General features: G+C 63.2%; 20 protein-coding genes. 11 read left to right on the top strand and 9 right to left on the bottom strand.

Going from position 1 to position 17,682, the window contains the following annotated elements; translation table 11 throughout:
* Positions 1-6 precede the first annotated feature (6 nt).
* Positions 7-1,233: an imidazolonepropionase gene (gene hutI, locus ACQ4W4_RS06785; protein WP_436541316.1), complete on the top strand. Its 1,227-nt coding sequence runs from the start codon at positions 7-9 to the stop codon at positions 1,231-1,233.
* 45 nt (positions 1,234-1,278) lie between these two features.
* Complete coding sequence (locus ACQ4W4_RS06780; protein WP_436541545.1) at positions 1,279-2,745, top strand: glycine betaine ABC transporter substrate-binding protein; 1,467 nt, start codon at positions 1,279-1,281, stop codon at positions 2,743-2,745.
* Between the two features lie 11 nt (positions 2,746-2,756).
* Here the strand turns inward: ACQ4W4_RS06780 and ACQ4W4_RS06775 are convergent, their stop codons facing one another.
* Positions 2,757-2,936 carry a hypothetical protein gene (locus tag ACQ4W4_RS06775; RefSeq protein WP_034746290.1) on the bottom strand — a complete coding sequence of 60 codons (180 nt, stop codon included), beginning with the start codon at positions 2,934-2,936 and terminating at the stop codon, positions 2,757-2,759.
* A 59-nt stretch (positions 2,937-2,995) separates the two neighbouring features.
* Here ACQ4W4_RS06775 and ACQ4W4_RS06770 point away from each other — a divergent pair, with 59 nt between their 5' ends.
* A complete protein-coding gene (locus ACQ4W4_RS06770) occupies positions 2,996-3,289 on the top strand; it encodes a hypothetical protein (RefSeq protein WP_436541315.1) in 294 nt (97 codons plus the stop codon).
* 299 nt (positions 3,290-3,588) lie between these two features.
* On the opposite strand, the gene ACQ4W4_RS06765 is transcribed toward ACQ4W4_RS06770, so the two are convergent.
* From ACQ4W4_RS06765 to ACQ4W4_RS06750, 4 genes are all read right to left on the bottom strand, one after another.
* Positions 3,589-4,107 carry a GNAT family N-acetyltransferase gene (locus ACQ4W4_RS06765; protein WP_436541314.1) on the bottom strand — a complete coding sequence of 173 codons (519 nt, stop codon included), beginning with the start codon at positions 4,105-4,107 and terminating at the stop codon, positions 3,589-3,591.
* Entirely contained in the window at positions 4,104-5,057 is a 954-nt protein-coding gene (locus ACQ4W4_RS06760; RefSeq protein ID WP_436541313.1) for a DMT family transporter, read from the bottom strand. The genes ACQ4W4_RS06765 and ACQ4W4_RS06760 overlap by 4 nt, the downstream gene beginning before the upstream one ends.
* A 318-nt stretch (positions 5,058-5,375) precedes the next feature.
* Positions 5,376-5,825, bottom strand: a complete 450-nt coding sequence (locus tag ACQ4W4_RS06755) for an outer membrane lipoprotein (RefSeq protein ID WP_046684332.1) — start codon at positions 5,823-5,825, stop codon at positions 5,376-5,378.
* A 137-nt stretch (positions 5,826-5,962) separates the two neighbouring features.
* Complete coding sequence (locus ACQ4W4_RS06750; protein WP_070224221.1) at positions 5,963-6,391, bottom strand: Mpo1 family 2-hydroxy fatty acid dioxygenase; 429 nt, start codon at positions 6,389-6,391, stop codon at positions 5,963-5,965.
* A gap of 189 nt (positions 6,392-6,580) precedes the next feature.
* Between ACQ4W4_RS06750 and ACQ4W4_RS06745 the strand changes: the two genes are divergently transcribed.
* Both ACQ4W4_RS06745 and ACQ4W4_RS06740 read left to right on the top strand, forming a co-directional pair.
* Complete coding sequence (locus ACQ4W4_RS06745; protein ID WP_436541312.1) at positions 6,581-7,417, top strand: hypothetical protein; 837 nt, start codon at positions 6,581-6,583, stop codon at positions 7,415-7,417.
* Between the two features lie 27 nt (positions 7,418-7,444).
* Entirely contained in the window at positions 7,445-7,996 is a 552-nt protein-coding gene (locus tag ACQ4W4_RS06740; RefSeq protein WP_436541311.1) for a DNA-deoxyinosine glycosylase, read from the top strand.
* A 15-nt stretch (positions 7,997-8,011) separates the two neighbouring features.
* Here the strand turns inward: ACQ4W4_RS06740 and ACQ4W4_RS06735 are convergent, their stop codons facing one another.
* Both ACQ4W4_RS06735 and ACQ4W4_RS06730 read right to left on the bottom strand, forming a co-directional pair.
* Positions 8,012-9,220: a hypothetical protein gene (locus tag ACQ4W4_RS06735; protein ID WP_436541310.1), complete on the bottom strand. Its 1,209-nt coding sequence runs from the start codon at positions 9,218-9,220 to the stop codon at positions 8,012-8,014.
* A 107-nt stretch (positions 9,221-9,327) separates the two neighbouring features.
* On the bottom strand, positions 9,328-10,194 hold the full coding sequence (locus ACQ4W4_RS06730; protein WP_070224224.1) for an HDOD domain-containing protein: 867 nt from the start codon (positions 10,192-10,194) through the stop codon (positions 9,328-9,330).
* A gap of 63 nt (positions 10,195-10,257) precedes the next feature.
* On the opposite strand from ACQ4W4_RS06730, the gene ACQ4W4_RS06725 reads away from it, so the two are divergent.
* Positions 10,258-10,488 carry a hypothetical protein gene (locus ACQ4W4_RS06725; RefSeq protein WP_436541309.1) on the top strand — a complete coding sequence of 77 codons (231 nt, stop codon included), beginning with the start codon at positions 10,258-10,260 and terminating at the stop codon, positions 10,486-10,488.
* On the top strand, positions 10,485-11,063 hold the full coding sequence (locus tag ACQ4W4_RS06720; RefSeq protein ID WP_436541308.1) for a DNA-3-methyladenine glycosylase: 579 nt from the start codon (positions 10,485-10,487) through the stop codon (positions 11,061-11,063). The genes ACQ4W4_RS06725 and ACQ4W4_RS06720 overlap by 4 nt, the downstream gene beginning before the upstream one ends.
* Positions 11,064-11,071: 8 nt before the next feature.
* Here the strand turns inward: ACQ4W4_RS06720 and ACQ4W4_RS06715 are convergent, their stop codons facing one another.
* The gene (locus ACQ4W4_RS06715) at positions 11,072-12,769 is read right to left on the bottom strand and encodes a methyl-accepting chemotaxis protein (protein ID WP_436541307.1); all 1,698 of its coding nucleotides are present in this window, start codon (positions 12,767-12,769) and stop codon (positions 11,072-11,074) included.
* Between the two features lie 68 nt (positions 12,770-12,837).
* On the bottom strand, positions 12,838-13,296 hold the full coding sequence (locus ACQ4W4_RS06710) for a cache domain-containing protein (protein ID WP_034780434.1): 459 nt from the start codon (positions 13,294-13,296) through the stop codon (positions 12,838-12,840).
* Between the two features lie 281 nt (positions 13,297-13,577).
* On the opposite strand from ACQ4W4_RS06710, the gene ACQ4W4_RS06705 reads away from it, so the two are divergent.
* From ACQ4W4_RS06705 to ACQ4W4_RS06690, 4 genes are read left to right on the top strand one after another with little or no spacing between them, the layout of a single operon-like run.
* Positions 13,578-14,942 carry a KamA family radical SAM protein gene (locus tag ACQ4W4_RS06705; protein ID WP_436541306.1) on the top strand — a complete coding sequence of 455 codons (1,365 nt, stop codon included), beginning with the start codon at positions 13,578-13,580 and terminating at the stop codon, positions 14,940-14,942.
* A gap of 2 nt (positions 14,943-14,944) precedes the next feature.
* Positions 14,945-16,294 (top strand): MFS transporter, encoded by a 1,350-nt coding sequence (locus ACQ4W4_RS06700; RefSeq protein ID WP_436541305.1) that lies wholly within the window; start codon positions 14,945-14,947, stop codon positions 16,292-16,294.
* Positions 16,239-17,087 (top strand): fumarylacetoacetate hydrolase family protein, encoded by an 849-nt coding sequence (locus ACQ4W4_RS06695; RefSeq protein WP_436541304.1) that lies wholly within the window; start codon positions 16,239-16,241, stop codon positions 17,085-17,087. Before ACQ4W4_RS06700 ends, ACQ4W4_RS06695 begins: the two co-directional genes overlap by 56 nt.
* Positions 17,087-17,653, top strand: coding sequence for a carboxymuconolactone decarboxylase family protein (locus ACQ4W4_RS06690; RefSeq protein ID WP_436541303.1), 567 nt, complete (start codon positions 17,087-17,089; stop codon positions 17,651-17,653). The genes ACQ4W4_RS06695 and ACQ4W4_RS06690 overlap by 1 nt, the downstream gene beginning before the upstream one ends.
* Positions 17,654-17,682 lie beyond the last annotated feature (29 nt).

The raw sequence follows: 17,682 nt of genomic DNA, 5'->3' as shown, positions 1-17,682 counted from the left end.
AAAGCAATGCAAGACTGGGACCTGGTCATCCATAACGTCCACCTGGCCACCATGGAGCACGGTTATGGCGAACTGCTGGACGCGGCCATCGCCGTCAAGGATGGCCGTATCGCCTGGTTCGGTCCCGGCGACGAGCTGCCGGCCAGCGGCGCCGTGCTGCACGACGGCCATGGCTGCTGGCTCACGCCTGGCCTGATCGATTGCCACACGCACATCGTCCACGCGGGCAACCGCAGCGACGAATTCGAGGCGCGCCTGAACGGCGCCAGCTACGAGGATATCAGCCGCGCCGGCGGCGGCATCATGTCCACCGTGCGCGCCACGCGCGCGGCCAGCGACGACGAACTGCTGCGGCAAAGCCTGCCCCGCGTACTGGCGCTGCTGGCCGAGGGCGTGACGTCGCTGGAAATCAAGTCCGGCTATGGCCTGGATGCGGCCAGCGAGGCGAAGATGCTGCGTGTGGCGCGCCGCATCGGGCAAGAGCTGCCCGTGTCCGTGCGCACCACCTTCCTCGGCGCGCACGCGCTGCCGCCCGAATACGCGGGCCGGGCCGACGCCTATATCGACTTGCTGTGCGCGCAGGTGCTGCCCTGGCTGGCTGGCGACGGTCTGGTCGACGCCGTCGACGCGTTTTGCGAGCGCATCGGTTTTACCCCGGCGCAAACGCAGCGCGTGTTCGAGGCGGCGACGGCGCTGGACTTGCCCGTCAAACTGCATGCGGAGCAGCTGTCCGACCTGGGCGGCGCGGCGCTGGTGGCGCGCCATGGCGGCCTGTCGGCCGACCATCTGGAATTTTTGTCGGAAGAAGGCGTCGCCGCCCTGGCGCAGCATGGCACGGTGGCCGTGCTGCTGCCGGGCGCGTATTATTTTTTGCGCGAGACGCAGCCGCCGCCCGTGGCGGCCTTGCGCGCGGCCGGCGTGCCGATGGCCGTGTCCACCGATTGCAACCCGGGTACGTCGCCGATGACGTCCTTGCTGCTGGCGATGAACATGGCGTGCACGCTGTGGCGCCTGACGCCGCAGGAAGCGCTGGCCGGTTGCACGATCCACGCGGCGCGCGCGCTGGGCTTGCAGGATCAGACGGGCAGCCTGGCAGTGGGCAAGCGCGCCGACTTCGCCCTGTGGCGCATCGCGCGCCCGGCCGACCTGGCGTATGCGCTGGGCCTGAACCCGTGCGCGGGCGTGGTGCATGGCGGTGTCTGGCGCGCGCCGGTGGTAAGCTTGCCGGATTGATCATCCGTCCTGGAGCGCCGCGTGCGTCTTGCCTGCCTGTTGTTTTTGTTTGTTTTCAGCGCCGCGGCGCCCGCGCACGCCCGGGACGGCGGCATCCTGAAGGTGGGGTCGAAGCGCTTTACGGAATCGTATATTCTCGGCGAAATCCTCCGGCAGAGCGCCGCGCCGCACGTCAAGGCGGAACACCGCCAGGGCCTGGGCAACACGGCCATCGTGCTCGCCGCGCTGCAGGCGGGCAGCATCGACGTGTATGCCGAATACATGGGCACCATCGCCAGCGAAATCCTCAAGCATGACCAGGCCATCGACCTGGCGCAGATGCGGCGCGAGCTGGCGGCGCTGGGCCTGGGCGTGGCCGTGCCGCTGGGTTTTAATAATACGTATGCGCTGGCCGTGCGGGGCGATGAGAAAGCCATCGCCAGCCTGGACCAGCTGGCGCAGCATCCTGCCCTGAAGTTCGGCCTGTCGCATGAATTCATCGGCAGGATCGATGGCTGGCCTGGCCTGGCCGCGCGTTACGGCTTGCCGCAGCGCCCGCGCGGACTCGATCACGGCATCGCCTATGAAGCGCTGGCGCAGCGCCAGGTGGATGTGATCGACATCTATTCGACGGACGCGAAGATCCGTCAGTACGGCTTGCGCGTGCTGGCCGACACGCAGCAGTATTTTCCCCGCTACGACGCCATGCTCCTGTACCGGCTCGACGTGCCGGCCCGCTTTCCCGCCGCCTGGCAAGCCTTGCAAGGCTTGCAGGGGCGCATCGGCGAGGGCGACATGATCGCCATGAATGCGGCTGTGGAAATCGATGGCAAGACTTTTTCTGATGTGGCGCGCCAATGGCTGGCCTCCGGCACGCAGGCGAACAAGCCGGCCGCCGCGCGCAGCAAGCTGCTCGATAAACTCATCGGCGACGATCTGTGGAGCCTGACGCGCCAGCATGTAACCCTGGTGCTGCTGTCGGTGGCGCTGGCGTGCCTGATCGGCATTCCGCTGGGCGTGCTGGCGGCGTTTTCGGCGCCGCTGCGGCAAACGGTGCTGGCCTTCGTCGGCGTGCTGCAGACGGTGCCGTCGCTGGCCCTGCTGGCGATATTGATTCCCGTGCTGGGCATGATCGGCACCGTGCCGGCGCTGGTGGCGCTATTCGTGTACGCCTTGCTGCCCATCGTGCGCAACACGTGCACGGGCATCTTGCAGGTGCCGCAAGGCTTGCGCATGGCGGCGCTGGCGCTGGGCTTGAGCCGGCGCGACCGCCTGCTGCATGTGGACTTGCCGCTGGCCTTGCCCGTGATGCTGGCGGGCGTGAAAACGGCGGCCGTGATGAGCGTGGGCACGGCCACCATCGCCGCCTTCATCGGCGCGGGCGGCTACGGCGAACGCATCACCATCGGCCTGGCCCTGAACGACAACGACATGCTGCTGGCCGGCGCGATCCCCGCAGCCGTGCTGGCCCTGCTGACGCAAGGCCTGTTCGAGCTGGTGGAGCGTTGGGCCGTGGCTGGCCGGCAGCGCTGACGGCATTACGGTTACAGCGAGTGCAGTTTGGAGCGCACCGAGACGACGGCCTGGTGCAGGATGCGTTCGGCCTGGAAGTCGTTTTCGCGCTGTTCGGCGATGGCTTGCAAGTCGCGCGTGTAACGTTCCAGGCGGGAACGCAGGTAGGCGCGGTAGATCTTCATGACGAGCGGTTTGGCAGAGACATTCATGATGTGGCTCCCAGGTGCGGAATGATGCGTTCATTTTGTGTGAGCGGAATGCCGCCACTTTGCGTCAGATCAAACGCCATGACCCCGTCAAATTGGCGCGTTTGACATTGCGCAATGCCCCCAACGTCGCAGATGCCACACTGAATCTTCCCTGCTCGCCTGGACATCATCAGCCGCGAGCCCTGATCCCATCAAGCATACTCAAGGAGCGTCGCATGGTCATTTTTGCCGTGGTTGCTGGCTGCATCGCCTGCCTGACAGTGTACCAAATCTATAAAAATTCGCAGGGTGGCAGTGGGGTTGCGCAACAACATATCGGCTTGCACGGCACATTGATTGAACCACGGAAATAATCAGTGTCATCCGAGCGACACTTGGTAACACTTGGTTAGCCGATTTAAGTCAAATGTAAGGCCCGGTAAGCAAATGTAAAGGTCTGCGCCGTCGCAAGCGGCAGCGTTTATATTGATAACCGTTGATTGCATTCTCCCCCTCCCACTTGACAATGGGTTCACCCCGCGGTGCCGCTAGCCCGCGGGGATTTTTTTTGGAACTTACTGCGCGGCGCGCCTGGCGGCCTGCGATGCTCACTGCCTCGGCGGCCCCGTACTGCGTACAGTTCCGCTTCTTGGCCACAAATCGCCTCCGCTCGCTACAGTTCCAAAGCGATGGTCTTTGGCGTACCCGCCGACAATTGCGTCAAGGCATCACCAGCGACCCGGCAGATGCGCCAGTCCGGCATCACGTCGGCGCCCATGCCCTTGTAGAAGTTGATCGCGTTTTCATTCCAGTCCAGCACCGACCATTCGAAGCGGCCGCAATCGCGTTCGACGGCCAGTTGCGCCAGCGCCACCAGCATCTGCTTGCCATAGCCCTTGCCGCGCACCGATTGCTTCACATACAAGTCTTCCAGGTACAGGCCCTTGCGGCACAGGAAGGTGGAAAAGTTGTGGAAGAACAGGGCGAACGTCACCACCTCGCCATGTTCCTCGCCCACCAGCGCTTCGCACGCGGGGTGCTTGCCGAACAGGCTGTCGTGCAGCATGGATTCCTTGGCGATCATCATGTGTTCGAGTTTTTCAAACACGGCCAGTTCATGGATCATGCCGAAGATGGCGGCCACGTCGGATGCGGCCGCGGGACGGATGGCGAGGGAGGAAGAGGTGCTCATGTTGCCTTTGCGGATGGAGTGGTGGAAAGAGAGGATGCGACAGCCGTCTTGCGCGCGCCCGACGTCAGGGCCCAGGCCACGCTGGACAGGCACAGCACCATGCCCACCCATTCGATGGGGGCGGGCCGGTAATGTTCGAACTGCACCGACAGCAGCACGGAAATGACGGGCGTGACGACGCCGATATACACGGTCTTTTGCGTGCCGATGCGCGTGATCAGGGTGAAATACGCGCTGAAGGCGATCACCGAGCCGAAGAGGGCCAGATAGACCAATCCCATCCAGTAACTGGGGCGCGTGGGCAATTGCCAGGACTGGCCCGTGACGATGGCCCAAGCGGCCACCATCAGGGTGCCCCACAGCATGGTCCACGCCATGGTCAGCATCACATTGCCGGATTGTTCGCGCACCTTCATGACGAGGGCATTGCCCGCCGTGCTGGACACGGTGGCCACCAGGGCCAGCACGAAGCCGAGCAGGAAATGTGCATTGCGGCCATTGCCGCCGCCCAGGATGTCTTGCAGCGCCGCGCCGATGGACTGGTAAAACAGCAGCACGATGCCGCAGATGGCGACAAACGCCGCGCAGCAGGTGCTCCAGGTAATCGGCGTGCCGAAGGCGATGCGGTTGAGCAAGGGCGTCCAGAACACCATCAGCGCGAACAGCACGCTGACGAGGGCTGACACCAGGTATTGCTCCGAGCTGTAAGTGCACACATAGCTGAGGGCAAACGAGGCCAGGCCCTGCAGCAGCATCCATTTTTGCGCGCGCCAGGGCAGGCGCAAGCGGTCGCCGCGCACGGCGCACCAGGCAAACAGGGTGGCGGACGCGAGGCCGAAGCGGTAGACCACGGAAACGGCGGGGGCGACGTCGCCCAGCTGCAAGGTGATGGCCCAGAAGGTGGAGCCCCAGATCAGGCAGGCAATGATGAACAGGAGAGGAGAGGACATCGCGCAAGTATACGGGCATCGCGCGGGGATGGCGAGTGCGGTCGAGCTTGCTCGATGTGCGACGAGGAGACAGCAGGCATTGAGCCAGCGCAGTGCTTCTGGAAAATATTGAATTTATGAAAATATTTACATTAATATCAAGTAAATATTTTCCGGATTGCATCTTTGAAGGAGACCTCCATGCCCGCCTCACTGCACATCAAAGTATGGAGCGTGCTTGTGTATGTTGTCGTGACTGCCGTGATTGCCATCTGGCTGCACCCTTCTGCCTTGCTCGCTGCCGGCGCATTCGGCTGAGCACATGCGCCGGCAAGCGGATCAGTGCGTGACGCGGGTCTTGCGGCCGTCCGACAGCAGGCGCACGCGTTCGCCCGGGCGGAACAGTTCGTCGGCGTCTTGCACGATGGCGCGCATGTCGCCATTGTCCAGCCGCACGGTGATTTCCAGGCCGGGTTTGTTGGACGCGTTCGCCTCGATGCTCTTGCCGGCCATGCCGCCGGCGACGGCGCCGAGGATGCTGGCCGCAATGGCGCCCTTGCCGCCACCGACTGCCGAGCCGGCCACGCCGCCCAGGGCCGCGCCAGCCAGCACGCCTGTGCCCGTTTCGCCCTTGTCGATGGTGACCTGGCGCACGGATTCAACCGTGCCCATGCGAACCGATTGTTCATTCTGCGCCTGGCGCGCGTTGTAGACATTTGCCGAGTTCGGTTGTACGGCGCAACCGGCCAGGGTGGCGAGCAATGCCACTGCAATAATTGGTGCTTTCATGTAGGACTCCCTTGGACAAAAGTTGGTTGCCGATTGCGTCGACCGGCAGATGATGACTTATCATAAGGACACTTGCCTAAGATAACTAGTTGCGAATAGTAAAAATCTGTTACTGGCCCCGCGTGACCGCCTGCCGCTTAATACGCCAGCCGCAGGCGCCGGTACAAAAATCCCAGCACGAAGAGCGGACCCACCAGCAAAAAGCGCAAGTCGTCGAGAAACGACGGTTTCTTGCCTTCGATCTGATGGCCGATGAACTGGCCTATCCAGGCCAGCACGAACAGCGCCAGCGACGCGGGCAGGATGGTCAGCGGCGGCATGAGCAGCAGCAGGCCCAGCATGGCGGCCAGCATCGCCAGCATGCCCGCCGCAAACGGGCGCGACAGCTTGTAGTAATAGTATAAGGCCAGGATACTGCCGAGCAGCGCCACGCTGGGATGCACGCTCCACAGCAGCCCCAGCAGGCTGAAAACGATCAGCGGCACGCACACGATGTGCACCCATTCATTGACATGGTTGCGGTGGCTTTCGCCATACTGGGCCAGCAGGGTGTCGATGGTGCGCATGGGCGGTCTCTTGTGTGGTGTTCTGGCTGGAAATTCTACACCGGAACACCAGCCGCCGAACGCAGCGTGCTGTGGTGAATTGCTCAATTGCTAATTTTGCGTTATTATTTCCCGTTGGAAATATTTTCGTTCATCTCAAAGACATCCGTGACATCGCCCGCCAGCCTCCCTGATTACCAGCGCTATTCCATGGCGTCCCTGCAACAAGCCCTGTCCGGCGCCGACGGCGCCGATGCGGCACGGCGCCAGCGCATCGAAGCGGAAATTGCCCAGCGCCAGCAGGATGACTATGCGGCAGAACAGCGCCAGTGGGCAGCGCGGCCGCAGGACAAGCCGCTCGATCCGGCCAGCGCCGCACTCACGGAAGCGGCCAAGCCCCACTTGCAGTCAGCGGGCTATGTCCTGCTGTTCACGTGGCTAGTGTTGACAGTCAGTGCCTGGTCTGAAATCGCTCTGGCGGATAGCCGGATCTATTTTGTTGGCGGCCTCGAGTTGCTGGTCTTTGGCATCTTTTTGTTGCGTGGCAACCTGCGCGCGGCGAGATGGCTGCGCTGGCTGATTGCCCTCTTGCTGCTACCCACCGTGCTGGTGCTCGATTTCCTGTTCATGCAACCGCTGTCCCTGACCGTCACGCAGTTCAAGCTGGCGCCTGTCCGCCATGGCTGGCTGGTGCTGGAAACCGTGCTGTCGCTGTGGACCATGCATTATGTGTACCGTCAACTGGGGATGCCTGCCGTCATGGCCGCCTGCGATGCCAGGCGATACAGGCGGCGCGATGTGCGCATACCTGCCATTCTCGGGCTACTCCTGGGTATCAGCAGTGTTGGCATCGGGCTGGCGACCTTGCGTGGCGAGACGGCGCGGCAGGCGCACACGATAGCGGCGCAGCGCTATGGATCGGGCTACCAGTACCATGTCAACGGCGTCGGCAATGCCGTCACACCGCAAGGCAGATTTCATACGGCACAGGTGCTGGTGTGGGATGACAAGGGCATCATGTCTGTGCCCGTGCAATGGCCCCAGTAAAATAGGCGCTCCCCCCACTCCCGCAGGATGCCGCTTTTGACCCGCTTATTGTCTGTTGACCCGGCCATGCCGGACCCGCGCAAGCGCTGTTTCGACCCCGTCGTCGATGCCGGCACGCGCTTGCTGATACTGGGCAGCTTGCCCGGCGAAAAATCGCTGGCGCACAGCCAGTACTATGCGCATCCGCAAAACAGGTTCTGGATGCTGCTGGGAGCAGTGCTGGGCGCGGAGTTGACCGGCCTGCCTTATGAAGCCCGGTTGACGACCTTGCTGGCGCATGGCGTGGGCCTGTGGGATGTGGTGGCGCAGGCGCAGCGCACGGGCAGCCTGGACAGCAATATCCGCGCCCGCGACGACAACGACCTGGTGGCGTTGGCCGCCAGCTTGCCGCAATTGCACACGATCGCCTTCAACGGCGGCACGGCCGCCAAGCTGGGTATCAAGGTGCTGGGTGAGCACGCGCAGCGTTACCGCATCGTCAGCTTGCCCTCGAGCAGCCCGGCTTACACCTTGGCGTATGCGCAGAAATTGCAGGCGTGGCTGTCGCTGCGTGGCCAACGGGAGCCGGCCGCGCCTTGATCGTGTGGCCGGCCTTTACGCCGGCGCGTACGGCTGCGCTTCCACCGGCTGTCCCTTGGCGTCGAATTTCAGCGCCACGGACAGTTGCGTCACGCCGATGGTGGCCAGCGCGTCGCAGATGTCGTCGACTTCGTCCTGCAGGTCGGCGGCCAGGTCCAGCGGCTTGTCGGCGCTGTGCAGCAGCTGGCCGCCCGCCGTGCTGACATTGACGCGCAACAGCATTTCACCGTGCTCATCGGCCGGGCCGACGACCACCGCAACGTCACCGGCGTCCACCTGGTTTTCCGCCAGTGCATGGTTGATGCCGGACATCATCTGCAGCATCGCATATTCGCTCATGCCTTGTTCCTTGCCGCCGTGGAACAGGTCCTGGTAGAGGAAGCTCACTTCCAGCGCGCTGCCGGCCGGCGCCAGGCAGCGTTTCACCAGGTCGCCCACTTCCGTCGTCCACTGCTGGTAGCGGGCCATGCGCGCGTCGAACCAGGCGTCGAGCGCCGCTTCGTCCTTCGGTTCCGCATAGAACGGGTCGTCCACGCGCTTCAAGGCAAAGCCCAGCAGGAAGCGCAGTTCGACGGCCGTGTCCTGCGGGCCGAAAGCCGTTTCGCTCCAGCCGACGATGCTGCTTTCCAGGCCCGGCGTGGCGACGATCTTCTTGTCTGTCATCGATGCGTACGCATCGCGCACCATCTCGTGCAGGTGGCTGTAGGTGATGCGGTCGATTTCATCGAGGTCGTAGGCATGGCTCATCAGGACCACCTTGGCCTTGGCGCTTTCCAGTTCTGCCTGCTGAAAACTTTTCACCAGCGCTTCGAATGCATCCTGGTCCTGGAAGCTGTCCGCTTCCTTCAGGCCGCCCGTGCTTTGCACCAGCAGGGGCACGACGAAGGCGTTGATTTCCATCGCCGGGGCATTCTCGCGGCGGATCACGGAAATGGACGCCGCTTCCTCGATATGGCTGCGCAGGTACTGGTAGGCGCCCACGTCCTCGTATTTGGAGCGCTCGATGGCGTCGTACAGGATTTCATCCTTCTTTTGATTCAATGCCTTGCGGATCAGGCGGCCGAATTCGACGGCTTGCTCGGCCAGCACCGTGCCCTGCGATTCGCTGTCTTCCTGCTCCGCCAGGTTCAGGGCCATCGTGCACAGCATGCGTGTGACGGATTCATCCTTGTCTTCAGGCGTGTTGGCGGATTTACGGGGGACAGGGCGCTTATTTTTGGGCATGGCGATCAACAGGTTAAGAAATACGGGTCAGGCAAACGGAAATGGGCGCCAGGGCTGATGCCAGGCGCCGGGATGGATCATACAGGCGGACGCGGCCGCCTGATACCTCAATGGTCGGTATCGAACATCTCGTGCAGCTCGTCGAGCAGGTCGGCGGCTTCTTCCTGCGACAGGCCGAGATGCTGGCAGGCAAGTTCGCCGCCCTTGTCCCACTCCAGCGAGGTACTGTTGCCATGGTAGCGCTGAATGCCCTTTTCGGCCAGCAGCGACAGGGCGACGAGCGAGCGGATGGCGTCGTCCGTGGACGGGTCCGCCAGCACCGTGTAGTCGTGGTGGTGCAAAATTGCCCAGGAAACGTCGGAGGACAGGCCCCAGTTGCGTGCCAGCAGGCAACCGATAGCCGCGTGGTTGGTCTGGTGGCGCGCGTCTTCCAGGGCCGTGAAACAATTGTGCGCATCGTTGGCCGCCGCCGCATACGTGTTGACGTAGTCGGGGAAGCGGTTCATCAGCAGGGGCACGCCGATGTCGCAGAACAGGCCGAAGGTGTGGGCGATGTCGGGCGGGGCGATGCGCAGCTTGCGCGAGGTAAATACCAGGGCGCGCGCACGCTTGGCCGACACATCCCAGAAGTGGGTCAGTTCCACGCCTTCCGCTTCCAGCGCCTGGCGCGCCAGCAAGCCCGTCATCATGGCGCTGCACTGGTTAATGCCGAGAAAGTTGATGCCTTGCTCGACGGATTTGGCCTTGCGCGCGGCGCCATAGAACGGCGAATTCGCCAGTTTCAGCAGGGCGCCCGACATGCCGACGTCGTCGGCGATGATGCGCGCGATGCGACGCGGCGACGGGTCCTGCTCCGCCAGTTCGCGCTGCAAGTCGACCAGCAGGCTGGGACGCGGCGGGATACGGATGGAACGCATCAAGGCGTCAACCGGATCTTCCTGCACTACCTGCTTTTGCGCTGCCGCTCTCATCATCACGCTTTCATCATCATTTTTGTGCCCGGTGCTTATTCTGTGCGCGCTGCCGCTGCCCGCTTCATGAGCGTCTGGCGCAGTGCCCGACGATTATCGCTGTTTATGGGCAACAATAGTTCACATCTGCAATATATTGTCGCAAAAATCCCTGTTTTGGCTTGGTCCAGTTGCGATTTCCGTCATGTCATGACACTGTTCATCCCGGAATCCATGATGAAAAAATCAAGTTTTATTTGTTTTCAAGGCGGGAGTGCGGCGTGCGGCGAACAGGGCGGCGGTACAATTGCCGGATGAAAAAAATCCTCGCGGGTATCGATTTTGCGGACGATTCCAGCAGCGTGGCGCGCCAGCTGATCGGCGTGACCGTGCTCGTCGACGGCGTGGGCGGGCGCATCGTGGAAACGGAAGCGTATGACCGGCTGGACCCGGCCTCGCACACGTATGGCGGCATGACGCCGCGCAATGCGGCCATGTTCGGCCTGCCCGCGCACGCCTATGTCTACCGCTCATACGGCATTCACTGGTGCCTGAACTTTGTGTGCCGCGAAGCGGGGCATGGCGCGGGCGTGTTGATCCGCGCCATCGAACCGCTCGTGGGACTCGATACCATGCGCGAACGGCGCGGCGTCGAGGATGCCCGGCTGCTGTGTTCGGGGCCGGGCAAGGTGTGCCAGGCGCTCGGTGTCACGCATAGGCATAACCGGCTGGCGCTCGATGCGGCGCCGTTCATGCTGCTGCCCCGCGAGGACGAGGTGGCTGTACAGGCGGGGCCGCGCATCGGCATTTCCAAAGCGATGGATACGCCGTGGCGTTTCGTGCTGGCAGGCTCGCGCTACCTGAGCAAGCCGATGCGCGCGCCTGTTATCTAGCCGCGTAGCTAGCCGCGCCGGCGCTGGGGCGCATCCTTGGCGCCGCGCTGGCCTGGCATGCCGCGTAGCGGGCTGTGCAGCGCGCGCCGCTCCTGGCCGGGCGTCCTGGCGGGGTCTTGAAAGGCTTCCTCGTCCGCGCCGGCGGCCGCAGCAGCAGCAGCTTGGTCCAGGGTAAAGACGCTGACCGCCGCCGACAGTTTGACGGCCTGGTCCTGCAAACTGGCCGCCGCCGCCGCCGCCTGTTCCACCAGGGCCGCGTTTTGCTGCGTGACGTCATCCATTTGCGCGACGGCCTGGTTTACTTCCGTGATGCCCGACGCCTGCTCGGCGCTGGCATCTTTCACGCGCTGGATGATCTCGTTGACTTGCTGCACCGAGGCCACGATGGCGCCCATGCTGTCGCCCGCCTGCTGCACGGCCACGCTGCCGCCGTCGATGGTGGTGACGGATGTGGCGATCAGGGTCTTGATTTCCTTGGCCGCCTGCGCCGAGCGTTGCGCCAGGGTGCGCACTTCCGACGCCACGACGGCAAAGCCCCGGCCTTGTTCGCCCGCGCGCGCCGCCTCCACCGCCGCATTCAGCGCGAGGATATTGGTCTGGAAGGAAATACCGTCGATCACGCCGATAATATCCACGATCTGGCGCGAATTGGCGCGTATCGTCGCCATTGTCGCCACCGCTTGCTGCATCGATACGCCCCCTTGCACTGCCAGGGTCGACGCTTGTCCCGCCAGCTCGCAGGCCAGCTGGGCATTGTCCGCATTGTTGTTGACGGCTGCCGTCAAGGTTTCCATGGCGCTCGATGTTTCTTCCAGCGAGCTGGCTTGCATTTCCGTGCGCGCCGACAGGTCCAGGTTGCCGGTGGCAATTTCGCGCGAGGCCGTGTCGATCGATTGCACGGCGCCCATGATAGTGCGCAAGGTCTGGTTCAGGTGGGCGATGGTCTGGTCCAGCACGCGCGAGGTAGCGGCGATTTCGTCATTGCCCGGCTTGGGGGCGCCGGCCATCAGCTTGCCTGCTGCCAGATCTTGCACGGCGTCGGCGATGCCGCGGATTTCCACCAGCATGGCGCGCCGCACCAGCATGGTCACCACGATAGAGACGAGGATCGATAGCGCCACCGTCAGCAACAGGCTCCAGCCCAGGCTGCGGAACTCGGCGCTGGCCGTCGCGTGGGCCTGGCTGCTGAGCGTTGTTTCCAGGGCAGACAGCTGCGCCAGCTGCGTATTGAACTGGACGAACTGGGTTTCCGCCTTGAGCATGGAGTTGGTGGCGATCGACTGGTCCATCTGCGCCATTTCCATGGTTTCCAGCACGGCCTTGCGATAGCCGGCCAGGGCCGTGATGGCCGCATCGACCAGGGTGCGTTCGGCGCCCGTGGCCGTGGAACGCAGCGTGCCCAGCTGGGCGCCGATGGCTGCGTGGCGCGCCTTGATCTGTTGCTCCAGCGCATCGAGGCGGGCCTTGGCGAAGCTGCCATTCGTCCATGACAGCAACTGGTACATATTGCCATGTACGTGCTTGGCCTCGCCCAGTACGTCCGCGGCCGCCTTCAAATGTGTAATGCGTACCCGCACCATGTTTTCCAGCGAGGCATTTTGCCGCACCATGCCATACCAGGCGCCGCTCGAGCTGAGTATCAGCAACAGCAAGACCAGGGTGGGCGCCAGCAATAATTTTGGTCCGATGCGTAATTGATTGAGCATGCTTGACTCCTGGCTATGGCTGTTCAAACCGCAGGCGGCGCGCGGCGTTCCTGCGCGCCGCCCCTGCCTTATTTTTTGTAGATGCCCGCTTCCAGCACCACATCGTTGACGCGCAGGATGTACGTGGTCTTCGGCTCGATCTTGCCGCTGGTGGGATTCTTGTACTGGTAATCGACCCAGCCCTTGCCTTGTTTTTGCGCCAGCTCGATGATTTCACGCCGATATTTCTTGCCATTCGCGTCCGGCACATCCGTCAGATCCTTGCCCACGATGGAAGGATTGATGGGGTGGGCCAGCACGATGCCCGTCTTGATGTCGCGCATGTCCACGTACAGCGAACCCTGCACGAAGTCCGGATCTTTCGCCGTGATTTTCTTCATCATTTCTTCCTTGCCATGCGCCTTCATGAAGGCGGCGCCCCGTTCGGCCATGGCGATGGCGTCTTTTTCCGTTGGCTCGACCGCGGCACTGACGCTGCCGCCGGCAAATGCCAGGCACAGCAGGCTACCCGTGAATAAGCGTTTCATGAAAGCTCCTTGTGATATCGAGGGATGTGTTGCCAAGCCGTAATTTACGTCGCCGACAGTCCCATCAAATTGCGGTGGAACAAACTTAGGTGTTGCTTGTAGGCAGCATGCAACGTATCGACCGCTTGTTGATATGTAGCAATTTGGTTCCTGTAGGCAAGAACTATGATGACTTTCACAGCATGCCGAGCTGGCCTGGCATGGAGAGGAAGAGGCTGGAATTGGCCGATATACGGCCGATTTTATGAAAGTTATCGCTATTTACAGGCAAGGAGCCGATCGTGTCCGCACTCATTACCGAGCCGTTTCCACCCAAGTTTAAGCCGTACACGCGGCACACCATTCAACAGGCGCGGCAGTGGGAATGGCTGCCGGAAGAGCAGCGCGAAGCCGTGCAAGTGGTGTCGCACGTCTTGCCATTTCGCACCAATGAATATGTGCTTGATCAGTTGATCGACTGGAACAACATCCCTGACGACCCCATCTACCGCCTCGTCTTCCCCCACCGCGACATGCTGCCTCCCGAGCAGTACGCGCACTTGCGCGACCTGGTGCTGGTGCGGCGGGACAAGGCGGCCATCGATGCCTATGTGCATGGCTTGCGCCTGGGAATGAATCCCCATCCGGCCGGCCAGATGACGCACAACGTGCCGCGGGTCAACGATGCGCCCGTGCGCGGCCTGCAGCATAAATATGCGCAGACGGTGCTGTTTTTTCCCAGCGCGGGCCAGACCTGCCACGCGTATTGCACTTTCTGTTTTCGCTGGCCCCAGTTCGTCGGCATGGACGACATGAAGTTCGATGCGCGCGAATCGAACGAGCTGGCCGCCTACCTGAAACTGCATCCCGAAGTGACGGACGTGCTGATCACGGGCGGCGATCCGATGATCATGAACACGCGGCAACTGGCGGCCTACCTGGAGCCGCTGCTGGCGCCGGGCCTGGAACACATCCAGAACATTCGCATCGGCACCAAGGCGGTGGCGTATTGGCCGCAGCGCTTTGTCTCGGACCGCGATGCGGATGATTTGCTGCGCCTGTTCGAGCGCATCGTCAAGGCGGGCAAGAACCTGGCCGTGATGGGCCATTACAGCCATGCCGTCGAGTTGCGCCAGGAGATCGCGCAGCAAGCCGTGAAACGCATCGTCTCCACGGGCGCCACCTTGCGCATGCAGGGGCCGCTGATCCGCCACATCAACGAAGACCCGGCAAGCTGGGCCGAGCTGTGGCAGACGGGCACGCGCCTGGGGGCGATTCCGTATTACATGTTTGTGGAGCGGGACACGGGCCCGCGCGGCTATTTCGAGTTGCCGCTGGCGAAAGCGTACGAAATTTTCCAGGCCGCCTACCAGATGGTGTCGGGCCTGTCGCGCACGGTGCGCGGGCCCTCCATGAGCGCCTTTCCCGGCAAGATCGTCATCGACGGCATCGTCACCATCAATGGTGAAAAACTGTTTGCCCTGCAATTCTTGCAGGCACGCAATCCGGACTGGGTGCGTCGGCCGTTCTATGCGAAATTCGATGCGGAAGCGACGTGGATGGACGATTTGAAACCCGCGTTCGGCCACGATAAATTCTTCTTCGAGACGGATGAACCTGTGCCGCAGCTGCCGCATAAAGTCATCCGCCTGGCACAGGCTGCCTGAGCATGCACGCGGCCGGTGCGCCCGCCCGCTCCGGCGTGGCCGTGTTTTGCCTGGTGTTCCTGCCGTTCGCGCTCGGCCACTACCTGTCGTGCCTGCTGCGCGGCGTCAATGCCGTGCTGACGGCGGAATTGCTGGGCGCCGTCGCCTTGACGCCAGCGCAGCTGGGGCTGCTGACCAGCGCCTTTTTTCTCGCCTTTGCGCTGGTGCAACTGCCGGTTGGCATGGCGCTCGACCGCTACGGTCCCCGCACCGTGCAACTGTGGCTGCTGGCGCTGGCGTCCCTGGGCGTGTGGCTGTTCAGCCGGGGCCACAGCTTTGCCGAGCTGATGTGGGCGCGCGCCCTGATGGGGGCGGGGCTGGGCGGCTGTTTCATGGCGGCCGTGAAAGCGATCTCGTGCGCCGTCGCGCCGTCGCGCCTGCCTTCCGTGCATGGCTATCTGATCGCCGTGGGCGGCCTGGGCGCGGCCACGGCCACCATGCCCGTCAAGCTGGCCCTGCATTACACGGACTGGCGCGGCGTGTTCCTGGGACTGGCGCTGGCGGCGCTGGCCGTCGGCTTGCTGATCCGCCTGCTGTCGCCGGCCATGCCCGCGCCCGCCACAGGCAGGAACAAGGTAAGCAAGGTTAGCGTCTGGAGCGTGTACCGCGATCCCGGCTTTCGCCGCACCATCGCGCTGATCCTGTTGCCGCACACGGTGTTCTTTGGCGTGCAGGGCTTGTGGGTGGGGCGCTGGCTGGCCGACGTGGGCGGCTTGTCCGATGACAGCGTGGCGTATTTGTTGTACCTGGGCATGGCGGCCGTCATCTTCGGCGCCATCGGCATGGGCATGCTGACGGAATGGGCCGGGCGGCGGGGCATTGCACCCATGCAAGTGGCGGCCGTTGGCATCGTCCTGTTTGTCGCCGTGCAAGTGGTGATGGCGTGCAATGTGGCGCCCAGCCTGCCTTTGCTGTCCGTGCTGTTTACCTTGCTGGGCACGGTGACGGGCCTCGAGTATGCAATCGTCGCGCAAAGCATGCCGGCCAGTTTGACAGGCAGGGCGGCCACCTGCCTCAATTTGCTCATTTTCACGGGCGCCTTCCTGGTGCAGGCGGGCTTTGGCCTGATTCTCGGCTGCTGGCCCCTGAACAGCCAGCAGCAGTACCCGCCGCAGGCCTACCAGGCGGCGTTTGGCGTGCTGGCGGCCTTGCAACTGCCGGGACTTGCGATGTTTTTCATTCGCCGCTGCAGGCGTGCCGGGCCATCCGGTAAAATGGCAGCCTGCACAGCGGCAATGATCAACTCCAAGGAAGACTATGAAACTCGTTCGTTATGGACGTCCAGGCAAGGAAAAACCGGGCCTGATCGATGAAGAAGGCAAACTGCGCGACCTGTCCGGCGTGATTGCCGATATTGACGGCGCACAACTGTCAGACAAGGCCCTGCGCAAGCTGGCCAAGCTCGACGAAAAGACCTTGCCCCTGGTGCGCGGCAATCCGCGCTTCGGCGTGCCGCTGGCGAAAGTCGGCAAGTTCATCGGCATCGGCCTCAATTACGCAGACCACGCGGCAGAGTCCGGCATGGCTATCCCGGCCGAACCCATCGTGTTCATGAAGGCCATCACTTGCCTGAACGGCCCGGACGACAATGTCGTGTTGCCGAAAGGCTCGAAAAAGACGGATTGGGAAGTGGAGCTGGGCGTGATCATCGGCACGCGCGCGCAGTACGTGAGCGAAGAGGACGCCCTGAAATACGTGGCCGGCTATTGCGTCGTCAATGACATTTCCGAGCGCTCGTTCCAACTGGAACGGGGCGGCCAGTGGGACAAAGGCAAGGGCTGCGACACCTTCGGCCCCGTCGGCCCCTGGCTGGTGACGCGCGATGAAGTCATCGACGAGCAGGACCTGGACCTGTACCTGGAAGTCAACGGCAAGCGCATGCAGACGGGCAATACGCAAACCATGATTTTCACCGTGGCGCAGATCGTCAGCTACCTGTCGCAATTCATGACCCTGGAACCGGGCGACATCATCGCCACGGGCACGCCGCCGGGCGTGGGCCAGGGCCGCAAGCCGCAGCGTTTCCTCAAAAAAGGCGACAGCCTGCGCCTGGGCATCGCCGGCCTCGGCGAACAGCAGCAGGACGTGGTCGCCTGGACTGCCTGATGGCCGGTAGCGATATCGACCGCTTGCCCGCGCTGCCGCTGGACCGGCTCGACGCACAGCAGCGCGCGGCCGCGCAAGCCATCATCGATGGTCCGCGCGGCGCCCTGTACGGCCCCTTCGTGCCGCTGATCCGCAGCCCCGAGCTGATGGAAACGGCGCAGCGCATGGGCGAGTATTTGCGCTACCGCAGCGCCATCGGCACGCGCCTGTCCGAGCTGGCCATCCTGGTGACGGCGCGCCAGTGGGATCAGCAAGTCGAGTGGGCCATCCACGCGCCGCTGGCCGTGCAGAACGGTATCGCGCAAGCGGCAGTGGACGCCATCGCGCAGCGGCGCGCGCCGCTTGCCCTGAAGGAAGACGAGCAAGCCGTGCATGACTTCTGTATCGAGCTGCAGCAAAACAAGCGCGTCAGCGACGCCACGTATGCGCGGGCGCTGGCCCTGTTCGGCGAACAGGGCGTGGTCGACTTGATGGGCATCAATGGCTACTACACCTTCCTGGCCATGGTAATGAATGGCGCGCAGACGGCGGTGCCGGCCTTGGGCGTGACGCCCATGCCCGCCTGATTAGAGGCATTCTTCGGGCAAAGATGGAC

The organism is Janthinobacterium glycogeni, assembly GCF_051380725.1.
In the GTDB taxonomy this organism is placed as follows: Bacteria; Pseudomonadota; Gammaproteobacteria; order Burkholderiales; family Burkholderiaceae_D; genus Janthinobacterium.
Note: the sequence above shows the minus strand (reverse complement) of the source record. Positions and strands in the feature narration are given on the sequence as shown.